The 23,433-nt window shown below is 61.0% G+C and carries 19 protein-coding genes; 10 read left to right on the forward strand and 9 right to left on the reverse strand.

All coding sequences use genetic code 11. From position 1 onward, the window contains the following. The first annotated feature begins 56 nt into the window (after positions 1–56). Genes ACY4LX_RS32315 through ACY4LX_RS32325 form a run of 3 tightly spaced genes read left to right on the forward strand, consistent with a single transcriptional unit; the run spans position 57 to position 4,860 of the window. Positions 57–1,022, forward strand: a complete 966-nt coding sequence (locus ACY4LX_RS32315) for an HlyD family secretion protein (RefSeq protein WP_463258799.1) — start codon at positions 57–59, stop codon at positions 1,020–1,022. Continuing rightward, positions 1,019–3,742 carry a ribosome-associated ATPase/putative transporter RbbA gene (gene rbbA, locus ACY4LX_RS32320; RefSeq protein WP_149660227.1) on the forward strand — a complete coding sequence of 908 codons (2,724 nt, stop codon included), beginning with the start codon at positions 1,019–1,021 and terminating at the stop codon, positions 3,740–3,742. Before ACY4LX_RS32315 ends, rbbA begins: the two co-directional genes overlap by 4 nt. After that, positions 3,742–4,860 carry an ABC transporter permease gene (locus ACY4LX_RS32325; RefSeq protein ID WP_149660226.1) on the forward strand — a complete coding sequence of 373 codons (1,119 nt, stop codon included), beginning with the start codon at positions 3,742–3,744 and terminating at the stop codon, positions 4,858–4,860. Before rbbA ends, ACY4LX_RS32325 begins: the two co-directional genes overlap by 1 nt. Before the next feature lie 118 nt (positions 4,861–4,978). On the opposite strand, the gene ACY4LX_RS32330 is transcribed toward ACY4LX_RS32325, so the two are convergent. Further along, positions 4,979–5,389: a flagellar basal body-associated protein FliL gene (locus tag ACY4LX_RS32330; protein WP_463258800.1), complete on the reverse strand. Its 411-nt coding sequence runs from the start codon at positions 5,387–5,389 to the stop codon at positions 4,979–4,981. Between the two features lie 150 nt (positions 5,390–5,539). Between ACY4LX_RS32330 and ACY4LX_RS32335 the strand changes: the two genes are divergently transcribed. Both ACY4LX_RS32335 and glpT read left to right on the forward strand, forming a co-directional pair. Further along, a complete protein-coding gene (locus ACY4LX_RS32335; RefSeq protein WP_463258801.1) occupies positions 5,540–6,517 on the forward strand; it encodes an NADPH:quinone oxidoreductase family protein in 978 nt (325 codons plus the stop codon). Positions 6,518–6,797: 280 nt separating this feature from the next. After that, positions 6,798–8,150, forward strand: coding sequence for a glycerol-3-phosphate transporter (gene glpT / locus ACY4LX_RS32340; RefSeq protein ID WP_149660224.1), 1,353 nt, complete (start codon positions 6,798–6,800; stop codon positions 8,148–8,150). Here glpT and ACY4LX_RS32345 read toward each other — a convergent pair. The 7 genes from ACY4LX_RS32345 to ACY4LX_RS32375 all read right to left on the reverse strand — a co-directional run bounded on the left by ACY4LX_RS32345 (position 8,123) and on the right by ACY4LX_RS32375 (position 16,306). Further along, on the reverse strand, positions 8,123–8,794 hold the full coding sequence (locus tag ACY4LX_RS32345) for a gamma-glutamylcyclotransferase (RefSeq protein WP_463258802.1): 672 nt from the start codon (positions 8,792–8,794) through the stop codon (positions 8,123–8,125). The genes glpT and ACY4LX_RS32345 overlap by 28 nt on opposite strands. A gap of 195 nt (positions 8,795–8,989) precedes the next feature. Further along, positions 8,990–9,958, reverse strand: a complete 969-nt coding sequence (locus ACY4LX_RS32350; RefSeq protein WP_149660222.1) for a CDP-6-deoxy-delta-3,4-glucoseen reductase — start codon at positions 9,956–9,958, stop codon at positions 8,990–8,992. Beyond that, a complete protein-coding gene (gene ubiD, locus ACY4LX_RS32355; RefSeq protein ID WP_149660221.1) occupies positions 9,958–11,424 on the reverse strand; it encodes a 4-hydroxy-3-polyprenylbenzoate decarboxylase in 1,467 nt (488 codons plus the stop codon). Before ubiD ends, ACY4LX_RS32350 begins: the two co-directional genes overlap by 1 nt. A gap of 69 nt (positions 11,425–11,493) precedes the next feature. After that, entirely contained in the window at positions 11,494–13,497 is a 2,004-nt protein-coding gene (locus ACY4LX_RS32360) for an acyltransferase family protein (RefSeq protein ID WP_463258803.1), read from the reverse strand. 149 nt (positions 13,498–13,646) lie between these two features. Next, the gene (rho, locus tag ACY4LX_RS32365; RefSeq protein WP_007942421.1) at positions 13,647–14,906 is read right to left on the reverse strand and encodes a transcription termination factor Rho; all 1,260 of its coding nucleotides are present in this window, start codon (positions 14,904–14,906) and stop codon (positions 13,647–13,649) included. A gap of 242 nt (positions 14,907–15,148) precedes the next feature. Beyond that, on the reverse strand, positions 15,149–15,478 hold the full coding sequence (gene trxA / locus ACY4LX_RS32370) for a thioredoxin TrxA (protein ID WP_003177349.1): 330 nt from the start codon (positions 15,476–15,478) through the stop codon (positions 15,149–15,151). Between the two features lie 120 nt (positions 15,479–15,598). Next, positions 15,599–16,306, reverse strand: a complete 708-nt coding sequence (locus tag ACY4LX_RS32375) for a FadR/GntR family transcriptional regulator (RefSeq protein WP_149660219.1) — start codon at positions 16,304–16,306, stop codon at positions 15,599–15,601. A gap of 254 nt (positions 16,307–16,560) precedes the next feature. On the opposite strand from ACY4LX_RS32375, the gene ACY4LX_RS32380 reads away from it, so the two are divergent. From ACY4LX_RS32380 to ppx, 5 genes are all read left to right on the forward strand, one after another. Next, complete coding sequence (locus ACY4LX_RS32380) at positions 16,561–17,346, forward strand: transporter substrate-binding domain-containing protein (RefSeq protein ID WP_149660217.1); 786 nt, start codon at positions 16,561–16,563, stop codon at positions 17,344–17,346. 21 nt (positions 17,347–17,367) lie between these two features. Beyond that, positions 17,368–18,036 carry an amino acid ABC transporter permease gene (locus tag ACY4LX_RS32385; protein WP_054044658.1) on the forward strand — a complete coding sequence of 223 codons (669 nt, stop codon included), beginning with the start codon at positions 17,368–17,370 and terminating at the stop codon, positions 18,034–18,036. Beyond that, a complete protein-coding gene (locus ACY4LX_RS32390; RefSeq protein ID WP_123403923.1) occupies positions 18,033–18,683 on the forward strand; it encodes an amino acid ABC transporter permease in 651 nt (216 codons plus the stop codon). The genes ACY4LX_RS32385 and ACY4LX_RS32390 overlap by 4 nt, the downstream gene beginning before the upstream one ends. Continuing rightward, positions 18,670–19,407, forward strand: a complete 738-nt coding sequence (locus tag ACY4LX_RS32395; protein ID WP_463258804.1) for an amino acid ABC transporter ATP-binding protein — start codon at positions 18,670–18,672, stop codon at positions 19,405–19,407. The genes ACY4LX_RS32390 and ACY4LX_RS32395 overlap by 14 nt, the downstream gene beginning before the upstream one ends. A 206-nt stretch (positions 19,408–19,613) precedes the next feature. Next, complete coding sequence (gene ppx, locus ACY4LX_RS32400; RefSeq protein WP_149660215.1) at positions 19,614–21,116, forward strand: exopolyphosphatase; 1,503 nt, start codon at positions 19,614–19,616, stop codon at positions 21,114–21,116. 92 nt (positions 21,117–21,208) lie between these two features. On the opposite strand, the gene ppk1 is transcribed toward ppx, so the two are convergent. Then, a complete protein-coding gene (gene ppk1 / locus ACY4LX_RS32405) occupies positions 21,209–23,431 on the reverse strand; it encodes a polyphosphate kinase 1 (RefSeq protein ID WP_149660214.1) in 2,223 nt (740 codons plus the stop codon). Positions 23,432–23,433: the final 2 nt, after the last annotated feature.

Genomic DNA, 23,433 nt, shown 5'->3' on the forward strand with positions numbered 1-23,433 from the left:
AGCCGCTTCGGCGCTCGATCAGCCAGACTAGGACGTTACAGCCGCAGGATGCCCGCATGTCTACGCACAGTCGCTCTTCGATTTTTTTCGCCAGTTCCTTGATGGTTTTACTGCTGGCCGCCGGAGGGTTCGGTTACTGGAAGTCGATGCATGACCGTCTGCCCGAAGGCTTGTATGTCGGCAACGGTCGCCTCGAAGCCACAGAAGTGCAGATCGCCAGCAAAACACCCGGGCGCTTGGCCGAGGTGCTCGTCGATGAGGGCGATAAAGTCACCAAGGGCCAACTGCTGGCCCGCATGGACACCCGCACCCTCGAAGCCCAGCGCAATCAGGCCGAAGCCGAGGTGCTGCGCGCCCGGGAAAACCTCGCCGCGGCCCAGGCCAACGTGCAATTGCGCCAGAGCGAACAACTGCTCGCCCAACAAGAACTCAAGCGTTCCCAGGAACTGTTCAAGCACGGTTTCGTCAGCGGCCAGATCATCGATCAACAACAGGCACGCCTGGACACCGGCAGTGCGGCAGTCGCCGCGTCCCGCGCCCAGGTGTCGGCGGTCGGCGCCGCGATTGGCGCGGCCCAGGCCCAGGTCGCGATGCTGACCAGCGAAATAGATGACAGCAGCTTGCGGGCGTCCATAGACGGGGTGATCCAGTTGCGCATGGCCGAACCGGGCGAAGTGCTCGGCGCCGGCGGACGAGTGCTGCTGCTGATTGATCCGAGCGACCAATACATGAACCTCTACCTCCCGGCCTCCGTCACCGGGCGCGTGGCCGTTGGCGATGACGCGCGCATCCTGCTCGACGCCCTGCCCGACCACCCGGTGCCAGCCAAAATCACTTTCGTCGCCGGCAAATCACAGTTCACGCCCAGAGAAGTCGAAACCCGTGACGAACGCCAGAAACTGGTGTTCCGCGTCAAACTGCGGCTGACCGACCCGAGCGCCCTGCCCCAGGCCAAGCCGGGCATGCCCGGCGCCGGTTATGTGCGCACCGCGCCGATTAGCTGGCCGGCCAACCTGCAATGACCGACCTGGCGCTGCAAGCGACCGGCATCAACCACCGTTACGGCAAACAGCAGGCCCTGGCCGACATCACCTTCAGCCTGCCCGCCGGCACGCGCTGCGGGTTGATTGGCCCGGACGGCGCCGGCAAGTCGAGTTTGCTGGGCCTGATCGCCGGGGTGAAAACCCTGCAACAAGGTCAGCTGGAAGTGCTGGGCGGCTCGATCCAGGACCGTCGCCATCGCAACAGCCTCTACCCACGCATCGCCTTCATGCCGCAAGGCCTGGGCGGCAACCTGTATCCCGAATTGTCGATCAGCGAGAACATCCACTTTTTCGCCACCCTGTTCGGCCTGTCGAAAGCCGAATGCGACCAGCGCATGCACAGCCTGTTGTTGGCCACCGACCTGCTGCGCTTCGCGGACCGCCCGGCCGGCAAGCTCTCCGGTGGCATGAAGCAGAAACTCGGGCTCTGTTGCGCGCTGATCCACGAACCGGACCTGTTGATCCTCGACGAACCCACCACCGGCGTCGATCCCTTGTCCCGACGGCGCTTCTGGGAGCTGGTAGATGATGTGCGCGGCCAACGCCCGCAACTGACGCTGCTGGTCGCCACCGCGTACATGGAAGAGGCCGAGCAATTCGAACATTGCCTGATGCTCGACGGCGGCAAGCTGATCGCCACCGGTCTGAGCAGCGAATTGGCCGCCGCGACTGCCAGCGGCAAACTCGATGAAGCCTTCACCCACTTTCAGGGCGACAGTGGCCACGACAATCAGCCACTGGTGATTCCACCCCGCACCGGCGCCAACACTGACATCGCCATCGAAGCCCACGACCTGACCTTGCGCTTCGGCGATTTCACCGCCGTGGACAAGGTCAGCTTCGCCATCGGTCGCGGGGAGATTTTCGGTTTTCTCGGTTCCAACGGCTGTGGCAAAACCACCACCATGAAAGTCCTTACCGGGCTGATGCCGGCCAGTGAGGGCAGCGCCACATTGCTGGGCAACGCGGTGAACGCCAAGGACCTGGCCACGCGCAAGCGCGTCGGTTTCATGTCCCAGAGTTTCTCGCTGTATGGCGAACTCAGCGTGCGGCAAAACCTCGACTTGCACGCGCGCCTGTTCGATTTGCCCAAGGCCGACAGCGCCCAACGCATCGACGAACTGATCCAGCGCTTCAATCTGGTCAACGTGGCCGATCAACAGTCCGGCGCCCTGCCCCTGGGTTTGCGCCAACGATTGTCCCTGGCCGTGGCGGTGTTGCATCGCCCGGAAGTGCTGATCCTCGATGAACCGACTTCCGGCGTCGACCCGGCGGCGCGGGATGACTTCTGGCGGCTGCTGATCGAGTTGTCCCGCGAGCAAGGCGTGACGATTTTCCTGTCCACCCATTTCATGAACGAAGCCCAGCGCTGCGACCGCATTTCGCTGATGCACGCCGGCAAAGTACTGGCCTGCGATACCCCGGCGGCGCTGCAACAGCAGTTCAAGGGCGACACCCTGGAAGCGGCGTTTGTCACCTGCCTGGAGCAGGCCCAGGGCGCTAGCGAAGCACCGACGCCGCAAGTGCCCGCCGACACGCCAGTCGCACCGACAACGCCAATGAAAGAACGTGGTTTCAGCGTCGGCCGCCTGGTAGCCGTGGCCAGTCGTGAAGGCAAGGAATTGCTGCGCGACAAAGTGCGGATGGCGTTCGCCCTGCTGGGGGCGATTTTCATGATGGTGATCTTCGGCTACGGCATTTCCCTGGACGTGGAAAAACTCGCCTTCGCCGTGTTCGACCAGGACCAGACGCCCCAAAGCCGCACGTATCTGGAAGCGTTCCGCAGTTCTCGCTATTTCGCCGAACAATCACCGATCCGCGACAGCAAAGAATTGCATCGACGCCTTCAACGCTCGGAAATCAAACTGGCGCTGGAGATCCCGCCAGGCTTTGGCCGCGACCTGTACGCCGGGCGCCAACCCACCGTCGCCGCCTGGCTGGATGGCGGCATGCCGTTTCGGGCCGAGACCAGCCGCAATTACGTGGAAGCAGTGCATCAAGCCAACCTTGAGCAACTGGCCGAACAGAGCAGCCCCGCGCGCAACCGACCCGCAGCGGCCAAACTGGAAACCCGGTTCCGCTACAACCAGGACGTGGTCAGCGTCAACGCCATCGGCCCCGGGGTGATGGCGCTGATTCTCGCCTTCATCCCGGCCATGCTCACGGCGCTGGGGATCGTGCGCGAGAAGGAGTTGGGGTCGATCACCAACTTCTACGCCACGCCCCTGACCCGACTGGAATTCCTGCTGGGTAAACAGGCGCCCTATCTGGCGATCAGCCTGATCAACCTGGCGGTGCTGGTGGCCATGAACCGCTGGCTGTTTGGCGTGCCGTTCAAGGGCAGCGGCCTGACCCTGGCCTTCGGCGGATTGCTCTACGTACTGGCCACCACCAGCATGGGCCTGCTGATTTCGGCGTTCACCCGAACCCAGATCGCCGCGATCCTCGGCACCATGATCATCACCAGCCTGCCGACCATCCAGTTTTCCGGGCTGATCGTGCCGCGCTCCTCCCTCGAAGGCGCGGCTTCGGTCATGGGGATGCTGTTTCCGGCGGGGTATTTCCTCGATATCGCCGTCGGCACGTTCACCAAAGCGCTGGACCTGCGACAGCTATGGCCGCAATGCCTGGCGCTGTTCGGGTTCTTCCTCGGATTCACCGGGCTCAGCCTGGTCATGCTGAAAAAGCAGGAGGCCTGATGCACAAGCTTGCGCATATCTTGCGACTCGGCCTCAAGGAACTGACCAGCCTGCGCCACGACAGCGTGTTGCTGCTGTTTCTGTTCTACGCCTTTACCGTGGCGATCTACATGCCGGCCGCCGGCTCGGTCATCGGCGTGCACAACGCCAGCGTGGCCGTGGTAGACGAAGACCGCAGTCACCTCTCACGGGAATTGACCCAGGCCCTGCAACCACCGGAATTCCAGCGTCCGGTGCTGCTGCCTTATGAGCAACTGGATCAAGTCATGGACAGCGGCCAGTACACGTTTGTGATCAATGTGCCGGTGAATTTCCAGACCGATTTGCTGGCCGGTCGCCAACCGGCGGTGCAGGTCAATGTTGACGCCACGGCCATGAGCCAGGCGTTCATGGGCGCGGGTTACATCGGGCGGATTTTCCAGCGCGAGCTGCTGAACTACAGCGGCCAGAATGATCCCGCCAGCAAAGCGCCGGCGCTGCTGACCACGCGCTCGCTGTTCAATCCAAATCTGGAAGGTGGCTGGTTTCTGGCGGTGATCCAGATCGTCAACAACATCACCATTCTCGCCATCATCCTCACCGGCACCGCGCTGCTGCGAGAGCGTGAACACGGCACCCTCGACCATTTGCTGGTGCTGCCATTGACCGCACTGGAAATCATGCTGGCAAAAATCTGGAGCAACATGCTGGTGGTGGTGCTGTGCACCTGGATTTCGCTGGAAGTGATCGTCAAAGGCGCGCTGGGCGTGCCGCTGGCCGGCTCGATGACCTTGTTTTTGCTGGTGACGGCGGTTTATCTGTTCGCCAGTACGGCGCTGGGAATCTTTCTCGCGACCCTGGCCCGCTCGACGCCGCAGTTCGGTTTGCTGGCCATCCCGGTGATCATCCCGATGTTGCTGCTATCGGGCGGCAGCACGCCGCTCGACAGCATGCCGCAGTGGCTGCAATGGGTGATGCAGGGTTCGCCATCGACGCACTTTGTCAGCTTGAGCGCCGCGATTCTGTTTCGCGACGCCGGGCTGAGCGTGGTCTGGCCGGACTTGCTGGCACTGACCGCCATCGGGCTGGTGTTCTTTGCGATTGCGCTGATGCGGTTTCGCAAGAGTCTGGCGTCCTGACCTGTGGCGAGGGAGCTTGCTCCCGTTGGACTGCAAAGCAGTCCCTCTTTTCAGGGCCGCTTCGCAGCCCAGCGGGAGCAAGCTCCCTCGCCACAAAAGCCTCTTTGCAGCAGGGACGCTATTGAATGATCAGGTTGTTGAACAACAGATCCTCAACCACCGGCTTGCCGGTTTCGTCGTTCATCACTTGCTGGGTTTGCTTCAGGGCTTCCTGACGCAGCTTTTCCTTGCCTTCATTGCTGTTCATCGCCTCGGTGGTCTGCTGGCTGAACAACGCCACCAGTTGATTGCGAATCAACGGTTCGTTGGCCTTGACCGCTTTGGTCGCCTCTTCACCGGTCACCCGCAACGCCACGTCAGCCTTGAACACCTTCAACTTTGGCGTGCCGTCCAACCCATAATTGCCCACGAACGGCGGGCTCAGGGTGATGTAGTTGACCTTTGGGGCCTCACCTTCTTTGGCGGCTTCTTCAGCCACTGCTGCCAAAGGCAGAGACAGGGCCAGCAACAACATGATCCACGCTTTCACAATTCGCTCCTTATCCGGTTTGCGGCCTAGCATAACGACCCGCCGCGCAAGCACAAGCTTATGGCTGACTATCAGGGCCGGGCATGCTCGTTGACCCGTCGACTCACACACCTACACTTATCGGCCATCACTCCCAAAGGAATAGCCCTGATGAAAGCCGTGCTATGCAAAGCCTTCGGCCCCGCCGAATCGCTGGTGCTGGAAGACGTCGCCAGTCCTGTCGCCAAGAAGAACGAAATCCTGCTGGACGTGCACGCCGCCGGGGTCAACTTTCCGGACACGCTGATCATCGAGGGCAAATACCAGTTCAAACCGCCCTTCCCGTTTTCGCCGGGCGGTGAGGCGGCCGGCGTGGTCAGTGCAGTGGGTGAAAAGGTCAGCCATCTCAAGGTCGGCGACCGGGTCATGGCCCTGACCGGTTGGGGCAGCTTTGCCGAGCAGGTCGCGGTGCCGGGCTACAACGTGCTGCCGATCCCGCCGTCGATGGACTTCAACACCGCCGCCGCGTTCAGCATGACCTATGGCACCTCGATGCACGCCCTCAAGCAGCGGGCCAATCTGCAACCGGGTGAAACCTTGCTGGTGCTCGGCGCGTCCGGCGGTGTCGGCCTGGCCGCCGTAGAAATCGGCAAAGCCATGGGCGCCCGGGTGATTGCCGCCGCCAGCAGCGCGGAAAAACTCGCCGTGGCCAAGGCTGCCGGCGCCGATGAGCTGATCAACTACAGCGAAACCAGTCTCAAGGACGAAATCAAACGCTTGACCGACGGCCAGGGCGCCGACGTGATCTACGATCCGGTCGGCGGCGACCTGTTCGACCAGGCCGTGCGCGCCATCGCCTGGAACGGCCGCCTGCTGGTGGTCGGCTTTGCCAGCGGACGCATCCCCGAATTCCCCGTGAACCTCGCCTTGCTCAAAGGCGCGGCGGTGGTCGGCGTGTTCTGGGGCTCCTTCGCCCAGCGCCAACCCCAGGACAACGCGGCGAACTTCCAGCAGCTATTTGGCTGGTTTGCCGAGGGCAAGTTGAAGCCGCTGGTGTCGCAGGTGTATCCACTGGGTGAAGCGGCTCAGGCGATCAATGATCTTGGCCAGCGTAAAGCGGTCGGGAAAGTGGTGGTACAGGTTCGCTGAACCGAGTGAAGCGATCTGGGCGGCAGAGTCCGGATCGCTTCTTCTTTATTTGAAGGACATTTCCCAAAACCCCGCACGACTCTGGCTTGAAAAGCGCACAACGGCTCACCCAGTAACCTTTCCCACACCGTCCTACACTTACACCTGAGCGACATGTTCATAAAGGAACACGCGATCTCCAACTTTTCCGCTGTTTGACCAATGCGAACCGGTGCTATTTTCGGTAACGAAACTGTAACATTCGCATCCGCAGTCAAAACAAGAAATTTGGAGCTCTTGAATGTTTGCTTTCTTTCGACCTGCCGCACATCAGGCGCCCCTGCCTGAAGAAAAAATAGACGACACCTATAAACGCCTTCGCTGGCAGATCTTCGCCGGGATTTTTATTGGCTATGCGGGTTACTACCTGCTGCGCAAAAACTTCACGCTGGCCTTCCCGGACCTGATCGCCCAGGGCTACACAAAGGGTCAACTGGGTGTGGCGATGTCGGCGATTGCGATCGCCTACGGTCTGTCCAAATTTTTGATGGGCATTGTGTCCGACCGCTCCAACCCACGTTACTTCCTGCCCTTCGGGCTGATCGTGTCGGCCGGGGTCATGTTCGTTTTCGGTTTCGCGCCCTGGGCGACGTCGAGTGTGACGATGATGTTCACCCTGTTGTTCATCAACGGCTGGGCACAAGGCATGGGCTGGCCACCGAGCGGCCGGACCATGGTGCACTGGTGGTCGCAGAAAGAACGTGGCCAGGTGGTGTCGGTCTGGAACACCGCGCATAACGTCGGCGGCGGGTTGATTGGTCCACTGGCGATTCTCGGCATGGGCTGGTTCAACGACTGGCACAGCAAGTTCTACGTTCCGGCCGCCGTGGCGCTGCTGGTCGCGGTATTTGCCTTCATTGTGATGCGCGATACGCCGCAATCGACCGGCCTGCCGCCGATCGAGAAGTACAAGAACGATTACCCGGAAGGCTACGACGCCAGCCACGAAGAAGAATTCAGCGCCAAGGACATCTTCGTCAAATACGTGCTGCGCAACAAAATGCTCTGGCTTATCGCCCTGGCCAACGTCTTCGTCTACCTGCTGCGCTACGGCATCCTCGACTGGGCGCCGACCTACCTCAAAGAGGTCAAGCACTTCGACTTCGACAAAACGTCCTGGGCGTATTTCCTCTACGAGTGGGCAGGCATTCCGGGCACGCTGCTGTGTGGCTGGATGTCGGACAAAGTCTTCCGTGGCAACCGTGGCCTGACCGGCATGGTGTTCATGGGGTTGGTGACCGTGGCGACGATCGTGTATTGGCTGAACCCGCCGGGCAACCCGATGATCGACATGATCTCGCTGTTCGCGATCGGCTTCCTGATCTACGGTCCGGTGATGCTGGTGGGTTTGCAAGCGCTGGAACTGGTGCCGAAGAAGGCCGCCGGTACCGCCGCGGGCTTTACCGGCCTGTTCGGTTACCTGGGCGGGTCAGTCGCGGCCAGTGCGCTGATGGGCTACACCGTGGACTATTTCGGCTGGGATGGCGGCTTCATCCTGCTGGTCGCTGCTTGTTTGCTGGCGATGGCTTTCCTGGCTCCCACGCTGGGGCACAAACAAAGCGCCAGTCAGACCCGCGAAGAAGCAATCGCCTGATCCGACTTTGATTGACAACGCTTGAGCCGCGCCTCCAGATTCCGGTCTGGCATGGCGTGGCTACGCAGGGCGTTGGCGGTCTGCTCGACGTAATCGCGAGTGGTGCCGTACCGCCCGCAAGCGCTTTCGAACACCTGGCTCAGCACGTGATCCGGCAGGTTGCCGGCATAGCTGGGCAGGTGCCGTTCCAAAACAAATCCCAAGGCCTGAACCTGGCTTCCGTCTTCAAGACGGCAGTTGAGCCAATGTGGGCGATAGGACGGGAATGGCATTTCGCGCTGCCACAAGGCGTAGAGCGAGGCTTCGAGTTGTTCTTCGGGAAGGCGATAGGCAAAACCGCTGCAAGAGCCGCCGCGATCCAGGCCAAATACCAGGCCCGGCACTTCCGGCGTACCGCGATGTTCGTGGGACCACAGGTACAAACCGCGATGGTAGCCATGAACCCGACCGCGCACTCGCTCCACCGCCGGGCATTCAGGGCGCCAGATCAGCGAGCCGTACGCGAACAGCCAGACCGGCCCACCCTTGTGGCGCGCCATGGTCGATTGCATCGAGCTGAGCAATTGTTCGTGCGTAAGCTGCGGCCCCAGATCGAGCCGCGGAGGGTAAGGCAAATTCAGAAAAGCAGATTCAATGGCGCTCATGGCGAATAGCGTTCAGCTCCCCGCGGATAAAGAATTACTTAATAGAACGCACCGCTGTAACAATAAGGCACATATGTTTTAAGGCAATTTAAGTGCCATGGCACAGTTCTTAAATAATTGCCCATATGACATATAACCTACCGGTATTTATATAAATCTATAAATACCGATCGGCTATATAGGGAGTTATAACGATTAAGATCGCGGCGCGTAGGCAAACACGTCGGCACGCATCTGATGCGCATCCATCCCCGCTTCAACCAACGCATCCAGCGTGCCGTAGACCATCGCCGGAGAACCGCTGGCGTAAACATGCAGCGCCTTCAGATCCGGGAAATCCTCGCACACCGCCTCATGCAACATGCCGCAGCGCCCTTCCCAGCCGCATTGATCGCTGACGACTTTATGCAGGAACAGATTGGGCAGTTTCAGCCATTCGTCCCAGTGTTCTATTTCATAAAAGTCTTCAGGACGCCGCACGCCCCAATACAGATGCACCGGGTGCTTGAACCCGGTGGCGCGGCAATGTTCGATCAGGCTGTGAATCTGGCCCATGCCGGTACCCGCGGCGATCAGCACCAGCGGCCCGTCCGGCAACTCGGCCAGGTGGGTGTCGCCGAACGGCATCTCGATGCGCACCATGGCATTGCGTTGCAGCTGATCGATCAGGCTCAGCGCACTGCTTTCGCGCGCCAGCACATGGATTTCCAGGTCGCGCCCGGCATGGGGTGCCGAGGCCAGGGAGAACGCGGACTTCTCGCCGTTCTCTCGCTCGATCATCAAATACTGACCGGCGTGATAGCGCGGCGGCTTGCCGGCCGGCGCCCGCAGGTGCACCCGAAAGGTATCCCCGCCGACGTCCCTGCATTCAATAACCTGACACGACAAGCTGCGCACCGGCAGTTCTCCCAGCGCGAGCACGCCATCCCACAGCACGATGCAGTCTTCCAGCGGCTCAGCTATGCAAGTGTAGAACTCGCCGTGGTCCCGCACATGGCCGGCCTGTTCAACCCGGCCTTCCACCAGCAACGCCGCGCAGACGTGGCAATTGCCGTTGCGACAGCTTTGCGGGCATTCATAGCCCAAGCGCCGCGCGCCATCGAGAATCCGCTCGCCGGGCAATATCTCTAGCACTGCTCCGGAGGGCTGCAAGGTTACACGCATCAATCTATTCCTAACTGATTCCAGATGGCATCGATCCGTTTTGTCACGGCTTCATCCTTGACGATCACCCGGCCCCACTCGCGAGTGGTTTCGCCCGGCCATTTATGCGTGGCATCGAGCCCCATCTTCGACCCCAGGCCGGACACCGGCGAGGCGAAGTCGAGGTAGTCGATCGGCGTGTTGTCGATCATCACCGTGTCGCGCTTGGGGTCCATGCGCGTGGTAATGGCCCAGATCACGTCGTTCCAGTCCCGCGCGTTGATATCGTCATCAGTGACGATAACGAACTTGGTGTACATGAACTGTCGCAAAAACGACCAGACACCGAGCATTACCCGCTTGGCATGGCCCGGATACGACTTCTTCATGGTCACGATGGCCATGCGGTACGAGCAGCCTTCGGGCGGCAGGTAGAAGTCGGTGATTTCCGGGAACTGCTTCTGCAGGATCGGCACGAACACTTCGTTCAGCGCCACACCGAGAATCGCCGGTTCATCCGGTGGACGGCCGGTGTAGGTGCTGTGGTAGATCGGTTTGATCCGGTGGGTAATGCGTTCGACGGTGAACACCGGGAAGCTGTCGACTTCGTTGTAGTAACCGGTGTGGTCGCCGTACGGGCCTTCGTCGGCCATTTCGCCCGGATGGATCACGCCTTCCAGAATGATTTCGGCGGTGGCCGGCACTTGCAGGTCGTTGCCACGGCACTTCACCAGTTCGGTGCGGTTACCCCGCAGCAGACCGGCGAAGGCGTATTCGGAGAGGCTGTCCGGCACCGGCGTTACGGCGCCGAGGATGGTCGCCGGGTCAGCGCCCAACGCCACGGACACCGGGAACGGCTGGCCGGGGTGCTTCTCGCACCACTCGCGGTAATCCAGCGCGCCGCCACGGTGGCTCAGCCAACGCATGATGACCTTGTTGCGGCCGATCACTTGCTGACGGTAGATGCCGAGGTTCTGCCGGTCCTTGTTCGGGCCTTTGGTGACGGTCAGGCCCCAGGTGATCAGCGGGCCGACGTCGCCAGGCCAGCAGGTCTGCACCGGCAGCATCGCCAGGTCGACGTCGTCGCCTTCGATGACCACTTCCTGGCACACCGCGTCTTTGACCACTTTCGGCGCCATGGCGATGATCTTGCGGAAGATCGGCAGCTTGGACCACGCATCCTTCAAGCCCTTCGGCGGCTCGGGTTCCTTGAGGAACGCCAGCAACTTGCCGATCTCGCGCAGCTCGCTGACGGCCTCAGCGCCCATGCCCATGGCCACCCGCTCGGGGGTGCCGAACAGGTTGCCGAGGACCGGGATGTCGTAGCCGGTAGGGTTCTCGAACAGCAGCGCCGGGCCTTTGGCCCGCAGCGTGCGATCACAGACTTCAGTCATCTCCAGCACTGGAGAGACAGGGATCTGGATGCGTTTCAACTCTCCGCGCTGCTCAAGCTGCTGCACGAAATCCCGAAGGTCCTTGAATTTCATTGATGATGGCACCCGTAAAATAGGCGTACATCCTACCTGCTCTGCCGGCCGCTGGCAGCTTATCGCTGCTTACTTGGCCGCATTCACGTTGCCATTGCCGAGTGTGGCCTGGGCCTGCAAGCGCTTGAACAGTGGCTCAAGCACCGGCGCCACGAACCGTGCGCCGATCTCCGACAGGTGATTGTCGTCGGTATACAGCGAATGGCCGTCGCGCTCGACCCGGCAAAGTCCCGCGTCATCACACAGCAACGGCGCCGGGTCCACCACGCTCACCCCCGAATTGGCAGCGGCTATTTGCGCGAACAACTGGCTGATGAACGCCTGGCGCTTGAAGTGTTCGGTCACCGCCAGACCCACGTCATCCGTCGGCCGATGCAACATGGCCAGGCGCGTCAGGCGATATGGCGGGCTGAACTGCTGCAACGGCACCTCCTTGACCAGCCAGACGCGATGCCCGCCCTCACGCAGTTGCCGGACGGTCGCCTGCAAGCCGTCAGCCAGGCGTTGCTCGGCGGTGGCGCGGTCATAACGGCCATGGGTATCGCGCAGCACGTGCCCGAGATCGCCTTTCACATCGCCATAGAGATACAGGCTCCAACGCGCGACCAGCACCACGTCGCCCACTGCTTGCGGCTTCAACGCCCCTTCGACCCGACGATTGAAACGGGCACATCGCTGATCGTGTTCAAGCCCTTCAACCGGAATGCAGCCGGGAGAACTGGCGAGAATCACGCTGACACCATGCTTTTGCGCGCCATCATCGAACACCGGAATCAGCGCCGTGGCGTGACTGTCGCCCCAGACCAAGGCCTTTGTAGAGCTCGGTGCAAGCTTCCCGTAATGACAAAAGAGCTTGTCGTCAGGGGTCTTGTCATCGGCCAGGCAGCGCATCAGTTCGGGCCGCCACTCCTTGCCTTTGGCGTATTGCAAAGCTTGATCAGACAGGCGCGAAGGCAAGCCATCGGTCCAGCGCAGCGCTTGACCGGCCAGACCGAGGACCAGCACACCGCAACCGGCCGCGATCAGGATCTGCCGGCGTCCGGCCAACAAGCGGCGCTCGCGGAACGGTGTCTCGACAAACCGCCACGACAGGTAACCGAGCAGCAGCGTGAGCAGAATCAAACCGGCGGTATCCACCAGCCCCGGCTCCTCGACACTGGCATAGCTGGCGAAGACAAAGACCGGCCAATGCCACAGGTACCAGGAATAGGAAATCAGGCCGAGGCCGACCAGCACACGACTGGCCAGCAGTCCACCGACCAGCGTTTGCCTATGACCATTGGCCCAGATCAACGTGACCACGCCGAGGGTCGGCAACAACGCCGCCGCGCCGGGGAATGGCGTGCTTTTATCGAAGGCGAACACCGCCAGCAGAATCAGCCCGAAGCCAAACAGGCTGACGACTTGAGCGCCGGTCGCCGTCAGGCGCCAGTGACCGCGTGGCGCGACCGCCAGCATCGCGCCAGCCAATAGCTCCCAAGCACGCATCGGCAACAGAAAAAAGGCTTTCTCAGGGTGGTGCGCCACGGCCCAGACGCTGAGCCCGAACGACACCAGCAACACACCGAACAACGCCAGCCGCCAATGCTTGAGGCGGCTCGACAACAAGGTCAGCAGCAGCGGGAAGACAATGTAGAACTGCTCTTCAACCGCCAGCGACCACGTGTGCAGCAATGGCTTGAGGTCGGACGCCACATCGAAGTAACCGTCCTGGCGCATGAACAGGATGTTGGAGACGAACATCACCTGGTAGCGCACCGAGCGCCCCAGCTCTTCATAGTCCTTGGGTGCCATCAGGAACCAGCCCACCGCCAGCACCGCAGCAATCATCACAAACAGCGCCGGCAGGATCCGCCGGGCACGTCGCGCCCAGAAATCGACAAAGCTGAAACGCCCGGCCTGGCGCTGGTTCCAGATGATCGAAGTAATCAGGTAACCGGATATCACAAAGAACACGTCGACACCGACAAAGCCGCCGGTAAAGCCAGGAACGCCAAAATGGAACAACACGACCGCGATCACGGCGATTGCCCGCAAGCCGTCAATATCCCTTCGATAAGCAAGAGTGCTCATAAACAGAAAATGCCAGTCAGATTGAAGTTCTGGGTTCGTCGACCCATTTCGTTTCAGTACTGACCAACCCTAGTCGTAATCCTTCCTTTTTTTTTTGCAAAAAAAATGGCGCCCCGAAGGACGCCATTTTTAGCGGTTAAAAAACCGTCTTACTTACGCTTCATCGACAAGAAGAACTCGTCGTTGGTCTTGGTCGTTTTCAGCTTGTCGACCAGGAACTCGATGGCAGCGATTTCGTCCATCGGGTGCAGCAGCTTGCGCAGGATCCACATGCGCTGCAACTCGTCGTCCGCGGTCAGCAACTCTTCGCGGCGGGTGCCGGAACGGTTGATGTTGATGGCCGGGAACACGCGTTTTTCAGCGATGCGGCGATCCAGAGGCAGTTCCATGTTGCCGGTGCCTTTGAATTCCTCGTAGATCACTTCGTCCATTTTCGAGCCGGTTTCAACCAGCGCGGTGGCGATGATGGTCAGCGAGCCGCCCTCTTCGATGTTCCGTGCAGCGCCGAAGAAACGTTTCGGTTTCTCCAGGGCGTGGGCATCGACACCACCGGTGAGCACTTTGCCGGAGCTCGGGATCACGGTGTTGTAGGCGCGAGCCAGACGGGTGATGGAGTCGAGCAGGATCACCACGTCTTTCTTGTGTTCGACCAGGCGCTTGGCCTTCTCGATCACCATTTCGGCAACCTGCACGTGGCGGGTTGGCGGCTCATCGAACGTCGAGGCAACCACTTCGCCGCGCACGGTGCGCTGCATTTCGGTAACTTCTTCCGGACGCTCATCGATCAGCAGCACGATCAGGTGAACTTCAGGATTGTTACGTGCGATGTTCGCTGCGATGTTCTGCAGCATGATCGTTTTACCGGCTTTGGGCGGTGCAACGATCAGACCGCGCTGGCCTTTGCCGATCGGGGCGCACAGGTCGATGACACGACCGGTCAAGTCTTCGGTGGAACCGTTGCCGGCTTCCATCTTCATGCGCACGGTCGGGAACAGCGGGGTCAGGTTCTCGAAGAGAATCTTGTTTTTCGCGTTCTCGGGACGATCGTAGTTGATCGTGTCGACCTTGAGCAGTGCGAAATAACGCTCGCCTTCCTTGGGAGGGCGGATCTTGCCAACGATGGTGTCACCGGTGCGCAAGTTGAAGCGACGGATCTGGCTCGGCGAGACGTAGATATCGTCTGGGCCAGCGAGATAGGAAGCGTCAGCAGAGCGGAGGAAGCCGAAGCCGTCCTGGAGAATCTCCAGCACGCCATCACCGGAGATTTCCTCGCCGCTTTTCGCGTGCTTTTTGAGCAGGGAGAAAATCACGTCCTGCTTGCGCGAACGGGCCATATTTTCTATGCCCATCTGTTCGGCCAATTCGAGCAGTTCGGTAATCGGCTTTTGCTTGAGTTCAGTCAGATTCATATAGGAATGACGTAATCATTTATGGAGGGGGGAAATTAAGCTTTTGGCTTAATGAGGCCGCGCCGCAGAGAAGGCGACAGGATCGCGTACTTATTCGAAAAGGAGTGCGTCGGCGACGGCTAGCAGGGGGCAGTGGAGAAACCAGTGCGGGGCCGAATGTACCACCTGAGTTTCGGAGCGTCTAGCCCTGAATACGCAAAAAGCCCCGCAATATGCGGGGCTTTTCTTACAACGTCGCCGACTTAGATGTTGGCGTCGAGGAATGCAGCCAGTTGCGACTTGGACAGCGCGCCAACCTTGGTCGCTTCCACGTTGCCGTTCTTGAACAGCATCAGGGTCGGGATACCGCGCACGCCGTGCTTGGCCGGGGTTTCCTGGTTTTCATCGATGTTCAGTTTGGCAATGGTCAGCTTGCCTTTGTACGTTTCAGCAATTTCGTCCAGGACAGGAGCGATCATTTTGCAAGGGCCGCACCATTCAGCCCAGTAGTCGACCAGTACAGCGCCTTCGGCCTTGAGTACGTCGGCCTCGAAGCTAGCGTCGCTAACGTGTTTGATAAGATCGCTGCTCATGGAAGTCTCCAGGTTGTAAGCAAAAAAACGTGGCCCATCATAGCCGTCCTTCCCTCGTTCAGGAAGGTGCAGATGATTGAGTCTCGCTATGGTGGCGCATGAGTTTGGGTATAGCTCAAGTCAGGAGGTGGCGGGGGCGACGAAGGCAATTCCGGTGCGCAGTGCGGCATTGCGTACATGTTCCTGCATCGCCTTCTGTGCCGCCCCGGACGCCCGGCGCGCCAGTGCGCGGAGGATCTTGCGGTGCTCCTGCCAGGTTTCCATGGCCCGCTCGGCCCGGATGAACGGTAGCTTCTGGCTCTCCAGAAAGATGTCGGCGCTGGCGGTGAGGATGCTCAGCATCGCCTGATTACCGCTGGCCAGCAGGATGCGCCGATGAAAGTCGAAGTCCAAACGAGCGGCGGCATCGAAGTCGCCGGCCTTCAGTTCGGTACGCATGGCGGCGACGTTGTCTTCCAGGGCATCGAGATCAAACGTGCTCAACGTCACCGCCGCCAGCCCCGCCGCAAAACCTTCCAGGGCATAGCGCAACTGAAAAATATCCAGCGGCGAAGCCTGGGCCGCGAACGGCCAACTGGCCGCCGCATCACCTCGCGGCAACTCCACCGGCGCCTGCACGAACACACCCTTGCCCGGTTGAATGCTGATCACCCCCAGCGCACTCAGGGACGACAACGCCTCACGCAACGACGCCCGGCTAACCCCCAATTGCACCGCCAGGTCCCGTTGCGAGGGCAAGGCATCCCCCGCCCCGAAGCCTTGTTCGGTGATCAGTTTGCGGATGGCTTGCAGCGCCACTTCAGGTACGGCGCGAGAGATCGAGTTCATGGTTTTTCGGACGAACCAGGCCAATGAGCGGCTAGTTGTAAAGCTATTCGCCGCGCCCGGCAAGTCGTGCCCCACCGGGGTTCGGCGAGCAACGGCGGTGCGCTATCGGGGTGCGAAACCGGACCTGACTGTTCAGACCAGTAAGACCGAGCAACCCCAGCAAACCCGTGGCCTGCCGCCCCAGAAGCCCGATGTTGGCATGCCCCGTGCTCTGTCGAATCGCAGAAAACTTCCCGCCGATTCGGAGATTTGCCATGACCCAGCGTTACAGCGCCCTCCTCGCCGCCCTGTTTGCCAGCCTGATGCTGAGCCAGGCACCCGCCCACGCCGACGGTCTGGAGGATGTGGTCAAGCGCGGCACCCTCAAGGTCGCCGTGCCCCAGGACTTCCCGCCGTTCGGCTCGGTCGGCCCGGACATGAAACCCCGGGGCCTGGACATCGACACCGCCAAACTGCTGGCCGACCAGCTCAAGGTCAAACTCGAACTGACCCCGGTCAACAGCACCAACCGCATTCCGTTCCTGACCACCGGCAAGGTCGACTTGGTGATTTCCAGCCTCGGCAAGAACCCTGAGCGGGAGAAAGTCATCGACTTCTCCAGCGCCTACGCACCGTTCTACCTCGCCGTGTTCGGCCCGCCAGACGCGGCGATCAAAACTCTGGACGACCTCAAGGGCAAGACCATCAGCGTCACCCGTGGCGCCATCGAAGACATCGAGCTGACCAAAGTCGCCCCCGAAGGCGTGACCATCAAGCGCTTCGAAGACAACAACTCGACCATCGCCGCCTACCTCGCCGGCCAGGTCGACCTGATCGCCAGCGGCAACGTGGTGATGGTGGCGATCAGCGAGAAAAACCCGAAACGCGTGCCGGCGCTGAAAGTGAAGCTCAAGGACTCGCCGGTCTACGTCGGCGTGAACAAGAACGAAGCGGCGTTGCTGGACAAGGTCAACCAGATCATCGCCACCGCCAAGACCGACGGTTCGCTGGAAAAGAACGCCATGACCTGGCTCAAAGAGCCGCTGCCGGCCGATCTCTGATCGCCGCGCAGGAGACTAAACATGGCTTACCAGTTCGATTTTCTACCGGTGGTGCAAAACACCGACCTGTTGCTGCGCGGTGCGCTGTTCACCCTTGAACTGACGGCCATCGGCGCCGTGTTCGGCGTGGGCCTGGGCATTGTCGGGGCGCTGGTGCGGGCATGGAACATCCGCCCGTTCTCGGCAATCTTCGGGGTCTACGTCGAGTTGATCCGCAACACGCCGTTCCTGGTGCAGTTGTTTTTCATCTTCTTCGGCCTGCCTTCGCTCGGCGTGCAGATTTCCGAATGGCAGGCGGCGGTGCTGGCGATGGTGATCAACCTCGGGGCTTATTCGACTGAAATCATTCGCGCCGGCATTCAAGCGATTCCCCGTGGCCAGCTGGAAGCCGCCGCCGCGTTGGCGATGAGCCGCTTCGAAGCCTTTCGCCACGTGGTGTTGCTGCCGGCGCTGGGCAAGGTGTGGCCGGCGCTGAGCAGCCAGATCATCATCGTCATGCTCGGCTCGGCGGTGTGCTCGCAGATCGCCACCGAAGAGTTGAGCTTCGCCGCCAACTTCATTCAGTCGCGCAACTTCCGCGCCTTTGAAACCTACGCCCTGACCACGCTGATCTACCTGTGCATGGCGCTGATGATTCGCCAGCTATTGAACTGGATTGGCCGGCGCTACATTTCACGGAGCAGCCAATGAGCGATTTCACCTTCTGGGACGTGGTGCGCAACCTGCTCACGGGCCTGCAATGGACCCTGGCGTTGTCGCTGGTGGCGTTTATCGGCGGTGGCGTGATTGGTTTGCTGGTCATGGTCATGCGCATCTCGAAAAAGACCTTTCCCCGCAGCTTCGCCCGCACCTACATCGAACTGTTCCAGGGCACGCCGCTGCTGATGCAGCTGTTCCTGGTGTTCTTCGGCGTGGCGTTGGCCGGGGTGGAGATTTCGCCGTGGATGGCGGCGGCGGTGGCATTGACGTTGTTCACCAGCGCCTATCTCGCGGAGATCTGGCGCGGTTGCGTCGATTCGATCCCCAATGGCCAGTGGGAAGCCTCATCGAGCCTGGCGCTGAACCCACTGGAGCAATTGCGCTACGTGATCCTGCCGCAAGCCCTGCGCATCGCCGTGGCGCCGACCGTGGGTTTCTCGGTGCAAGTGGTCAAAGGCACCGCCGTCACCTCGATCATCGGCTTCACCGAACTGACCAAGACCGGCGGCATGTTGGCCAACGCCACGTTTGAACCGTTCATGGTCTACGGCCTGGTCGCCCTTGGTTACTTTTTGCTCTGCTACCCCTTGTCCCTCAGTGCGCGCTACCTGGAAAGGAGACTGCATGCCTCTGCTTAGAATTTCGGCCCTGCATAAATATTACGGCGACCACCATGTGCTCAAAGGCATCGACCTGAGTGTCGAGGAAGGCCAGGTGGTGGCGATCATCGGTCGCAGTGGCTCGGGCAAATCCACCTTGCTCCGTACCTTGAATGGTTTGGAGTCGATCAACGACGGCGTGATCGAAGTCGACGGCGAATACCTCGACGCCGCCCGCGCCGACCTGCGCAGCTTGCGGCAGAAGGTCGGGATGGTGTTCCAGCAGTTCAACCTGTTTCCGCACCTGACCGTGGGCGAGAACGTGATGCTCGCGCCGCAGGTAGTGCAGAAAGTGCCCAAGGCGAAAGCTAAAGAGCTGGCAAAAGCGATGCTGGAACGGGTCGGCCTGGGGGAAAAATTTGATGCGTTCCCGGATCGACTGTCCGGCGGCCAGCAACAGCGCGTGGCGATTGCCCGGGCCCTGGCGATGTCGCCCAAGGTGTTGCTGTGCGACGAGATCACCTCGGCGCTGGACCCGGAACTGGTCAATGAAGTGCTGAGCGTGGTCCGGCAACTGGCCAAGGAAGGCATGACGTTGATCATGGTCACCCACGAGATGCGTTTTGCCCGGGAGGTGGGGGATAAGTTGGTGTTCATGCATCAGGGCAAGGTGCATGAGGTGGGGGATCCGAAGCTGTTGTTCGCCAATCCGCAAACGGCGGAGCTGGCGAATTTTATCGGCACGGTTGAAGCCGCCGGTTAACGATCGTTCCCACGCTCCCGCGTGGGAATACAGCCCGGGACGCTCCGCGTCCCACTGGAACGCAGAGCGTCCCTTGAGGCATTCCTACGCGGAGCGTGGGAACGATCGGACTCGGGTGCTCTGGATCAAGGCTTTGCGCCGTACGCGTTGGCGTCAGCGTTTGATCGTGGCACGATGTCGGGGTTATCGACCGAGACCCCCTGACCATGCCGCAATCCCAAGCCAAGAATCTGTCCCTGATCGCCGCAATCGACCTGGGCTCCAACAGCTTTCACATGGTCGTGGCCAAGGCCCAGAACGGCGAAATCCGTATTCTTGAGCGCCTCGGCGAAAAGGTCCAACTGGCCGCCGGCATCGACGACGAGCGCCAGCTCAACGAAGAATCCATGCAGCGCGGGCTTGATTGCCTCAAGCGTTTTGCCCAACTGATCAACGGTATGCCCCCCGGCGCCGTGCGCATCGTTGGCACCAACGCCCTGCGTGAAGCCCGCAACCGTGGCGAATTCATCCGCCGCGCCGAAGAAATCCTCGGCCACCCGGTGGAAGTCATCTCCGGCCGTGAAGAAGCTCGCCTGATCTACCTCGGCGTCTCCCACACCCTCGCCGACACCCCGGGCAAGCGCCTGGTGGCCGACATCGGCGGTGGCAGTACCGAATTCATCATCGGCCAGCGCTTCGAGCCGCTGCTGCGCGAAAGCCTGCAAATGGGTTGCGTCAGCTACACCCAGCGTTACTTCAAAGATGGCAAGGTCACCCCGGCCCGTTACGCCCAGGCGTACACCGCGGCACGGTTGGAGATCATGAGCATCGAGCACGCCCTGCACCGCCTGACCTGGGATGAAGCCATCGGCTCCTCGGGCACCATCCGCGCCATCGGCCTGGCGCTGAAGGCTGGCGGGCACGGCACCGGCGAAGTGAACGCCCAGGGCCTGGCCTGGCTCAAGCGCAAATTGATGAAGCTGGGTGATGTCGAAAAAATCGACTTCGAGGGCATCAAGCCCGACCGCCGCGCAATCTTCCCGGCCGGCCTGGCGATTCTCGAAGCGATCTTCGACGCCCTCGAACTGCAACGCATGGACCACTGTGAAGGCGCCCTGCGTGAAGGCGTGCTCTACGACCTGCTGGGCCGTCATCATCACGAAGACGTCCGTGAGCGCACCCTCAGCTCGTTGATGGAGCGTTATCACGTCGATCTGGAACAAGCGGCGCGGGTTGAACGCAAGGCCCTGCATGCCTTCGATCAAGTGGCCGAAGACTGGGACCTGGACGACGGCGTCTGGCGCGAACTGCTGGGCTGGGCCGCCAAGGTCCATGAAGTCGGCCTGGACATCGCCCACTATCACTACCACAAGCACGGCGCCTACCTGATCGAGCACTCGGACCTGGCCGGCTTCTCTCGCGAAGACCAGCAAATGCTCGCGCTGCTGGTACGCGGTCACCGCCGCAATATCCCCAAGGACAAATTTGCCGAGTTCGGCAGCGATGGCAGCAAGCTGATTCGCCTGTGCGTGCTGCTGCGCTTTGCGATCCTGTTCCACCACATCCGCGGCACCCAGGAAATGCCTCAGGTCATCCTGCGCGCCAACGGCGACAGCCTCGATGTGTTGTTCCCGGAAAACTGGCTGGACGAAAACCAGCTGACCCAGGCCGACTTCGCCCTGGAAGCGGAATGGCTGACGCGCGTCGGGTTCACTCTGAACGTGCGCTGAAACGTGCACTGAAATTGAAAAAGGCCTTCTTCGGAAGGCCTTTTTTATGCCTGCCATTCGGCAGGCGACTCCCTCCCACAGGGTTTTGCGCGTTAGCGAACCGCCAGAATCGGACTCCCCAACCGCTCCAGCAACGTCGCCTGGGCACTGCGCGGGTTCTGGTTGCCGGTCGGGGTGTTGCGGATGTAGCGCCCGTCCGCCTGCAAGCTCCAGCTATGCGTGTTATCGGTCAGATAAAGCTCCAGCTCTTTCTTGACCCGCATGATCAGCTTCTTGCCTTCCACCGGGAAGCACGTCTCGACGCGCTTATCGAGGTTGCGCTCCATCCAGTCGGCGCTGGAGAGGAACATCTGCTCTTCGCCGCCGTTGAGGAAGTAGAACACCCGGGTGTGTTCCAGGAAGCGGCCGATGATCGAGCGCACGTGGATGTTGTGCGATACCCCGGCGATGCCCGGACGCAGGCAGCACATGCCGCGCACCACCAGATCGATGCGCACACCCGACTGACTGGCCTTGTACAGCGCGCGGATGATCTTCGGATCGGTCAGCGAGTTGAACTTGGCAATGATGTGCGCCGGTTTGCCGTCGAGGGCGAACTGGGTTTCCCGGGCAATCATGTCGAGCATGCCCTTCTTCAGCGTGAACGGCGCGTGCAGCAACTTCTTCATGCGCAGGGTCTTGCCCATGCCGATCAACTGGCTGAACAGTTTGCCGACGTCTTCGCACAAGGCGTCGTCGGAGGTCAGCAAGCTGTAGTCGGTGTACAGACGGGCGTTGGCCGCGTGGTAGTTGCCGGTGCCCAAGTGCGCGTAACGCACGATTTCGCCGGCCTCGCGACGCAGGATCAGCATCATCTTGGCGTGGGTCTTGAAGCCGACCACGCCGTAAATCACCACCGCACCGGCCGCTTGCAGACGGCTGGCCAGTTGCAGGTTGGACTCTTCGTCGAACCGCGCACGCAATTCGATCACCGCGGTGACTTCCTTGCCGTTACGCGCCGCGTCGACCAGTGCATCGACGATTTCCGAGTTGGCGCCGGAGCGGTACAGGGTCTGACGGACCGCCAATACATGCGGGTCCTTGGCCGCCTGGCGCAGCAGATCGACCACTGGAGTGAAGGACTCGAACGGGTGCAGCAGCAGGATGTCCTGCTTACTGATCACGCTGAAGATGTTCTCGCTGTTTTGCAGCAGTTTCGGGATCTGCGGGGTGAACGGCGTGTATTGCAGCGCTCGCTGACTGTCCAGACCGGTGATGCTGAACAGGCGGGTCAGGTTGACCGGACCATTGACCTGATACAGCTCGGTCTCGTGCAGGTTGAACTGCTTGAGCAAGTAGTCGGACAGGTGTTTCGGACAGGTGTCGGCGACTTCCAGACGCACCGCGTCACCGTAGCGACGGGAGAACAACTCGCCGCGCAGGGCGCGGGCCAGGTCTTCCACGTCTTCGGTGTCGACGGCGAGGTCGGCGTTTCGGGTCAGACGGAACTGGTAGCAGCCCTTGACCTTCATGCCCTGGAACAGGTCATCGGCGTGCGCATGGATCATCGACGACAGGAACACGTAGTTGTCGCCTGCGCCGCCCACCTCTTCCGGCAACTTGATGACGCGCGGCAGCAGACGTGGCGCCGGGATGATCGCCAGACCGGAGTCGCGACCGAAGGCATCGATGCCTTCCAGCTCGACGATGAAGTTCAGGCTCTTGTTCACCAGCAACGGGAACGGGTGCGTCGGGTCCAGGCCGATCGGGGTGATGATCGGCGCGATCTCGTCGCGGAAATAACGACGGACCCAGGTTTTGATCTTGGTCGTCCAGTGACGACGACGGATGAAGCGGACCTGATGTTTCTCCAGTTCCGGCAACAGAATGTCGTTGAGGATCGCGTACTGGCGGTCGACGTGACCGTGCACCAGTTCGCTGATCCGGGCCAGGGCCTGATGCGGTTGCAGACCATCGGCGCCGGCCTGTTCACGGGCGAAGGTGATCTGCTTCTTCAGGCCGGCCACGCGAATCTCGAAGAACTCGTCCAGGTTGCTGGAGAAGATCAGCAGGAATTTCAGCCGCTCCAGCAACGGGTAGGACTCATCCAGCGCCTGTTCCAGCACGCGGATGTTGAACTGCAGTTGCGAGAGCTCGCGATGGATGTACAGGCTGCTGTCATCCAGGCCGGGGATGGCAATCGCCGGCGCCGCGACGGCGGGTTCGGTCACCACCGCGGCGGGAGCTGGCTCTACGTCCGGCGGGGTTTCGTCGATTTGCTCCACCACGGGCTGAGCCTCTTTTACGGCAACTTCAGTGAGTCCTTCGGTATTCATGG

The organism is Pseudomonas sp. Emmai, from assembly GCF_055179735.1.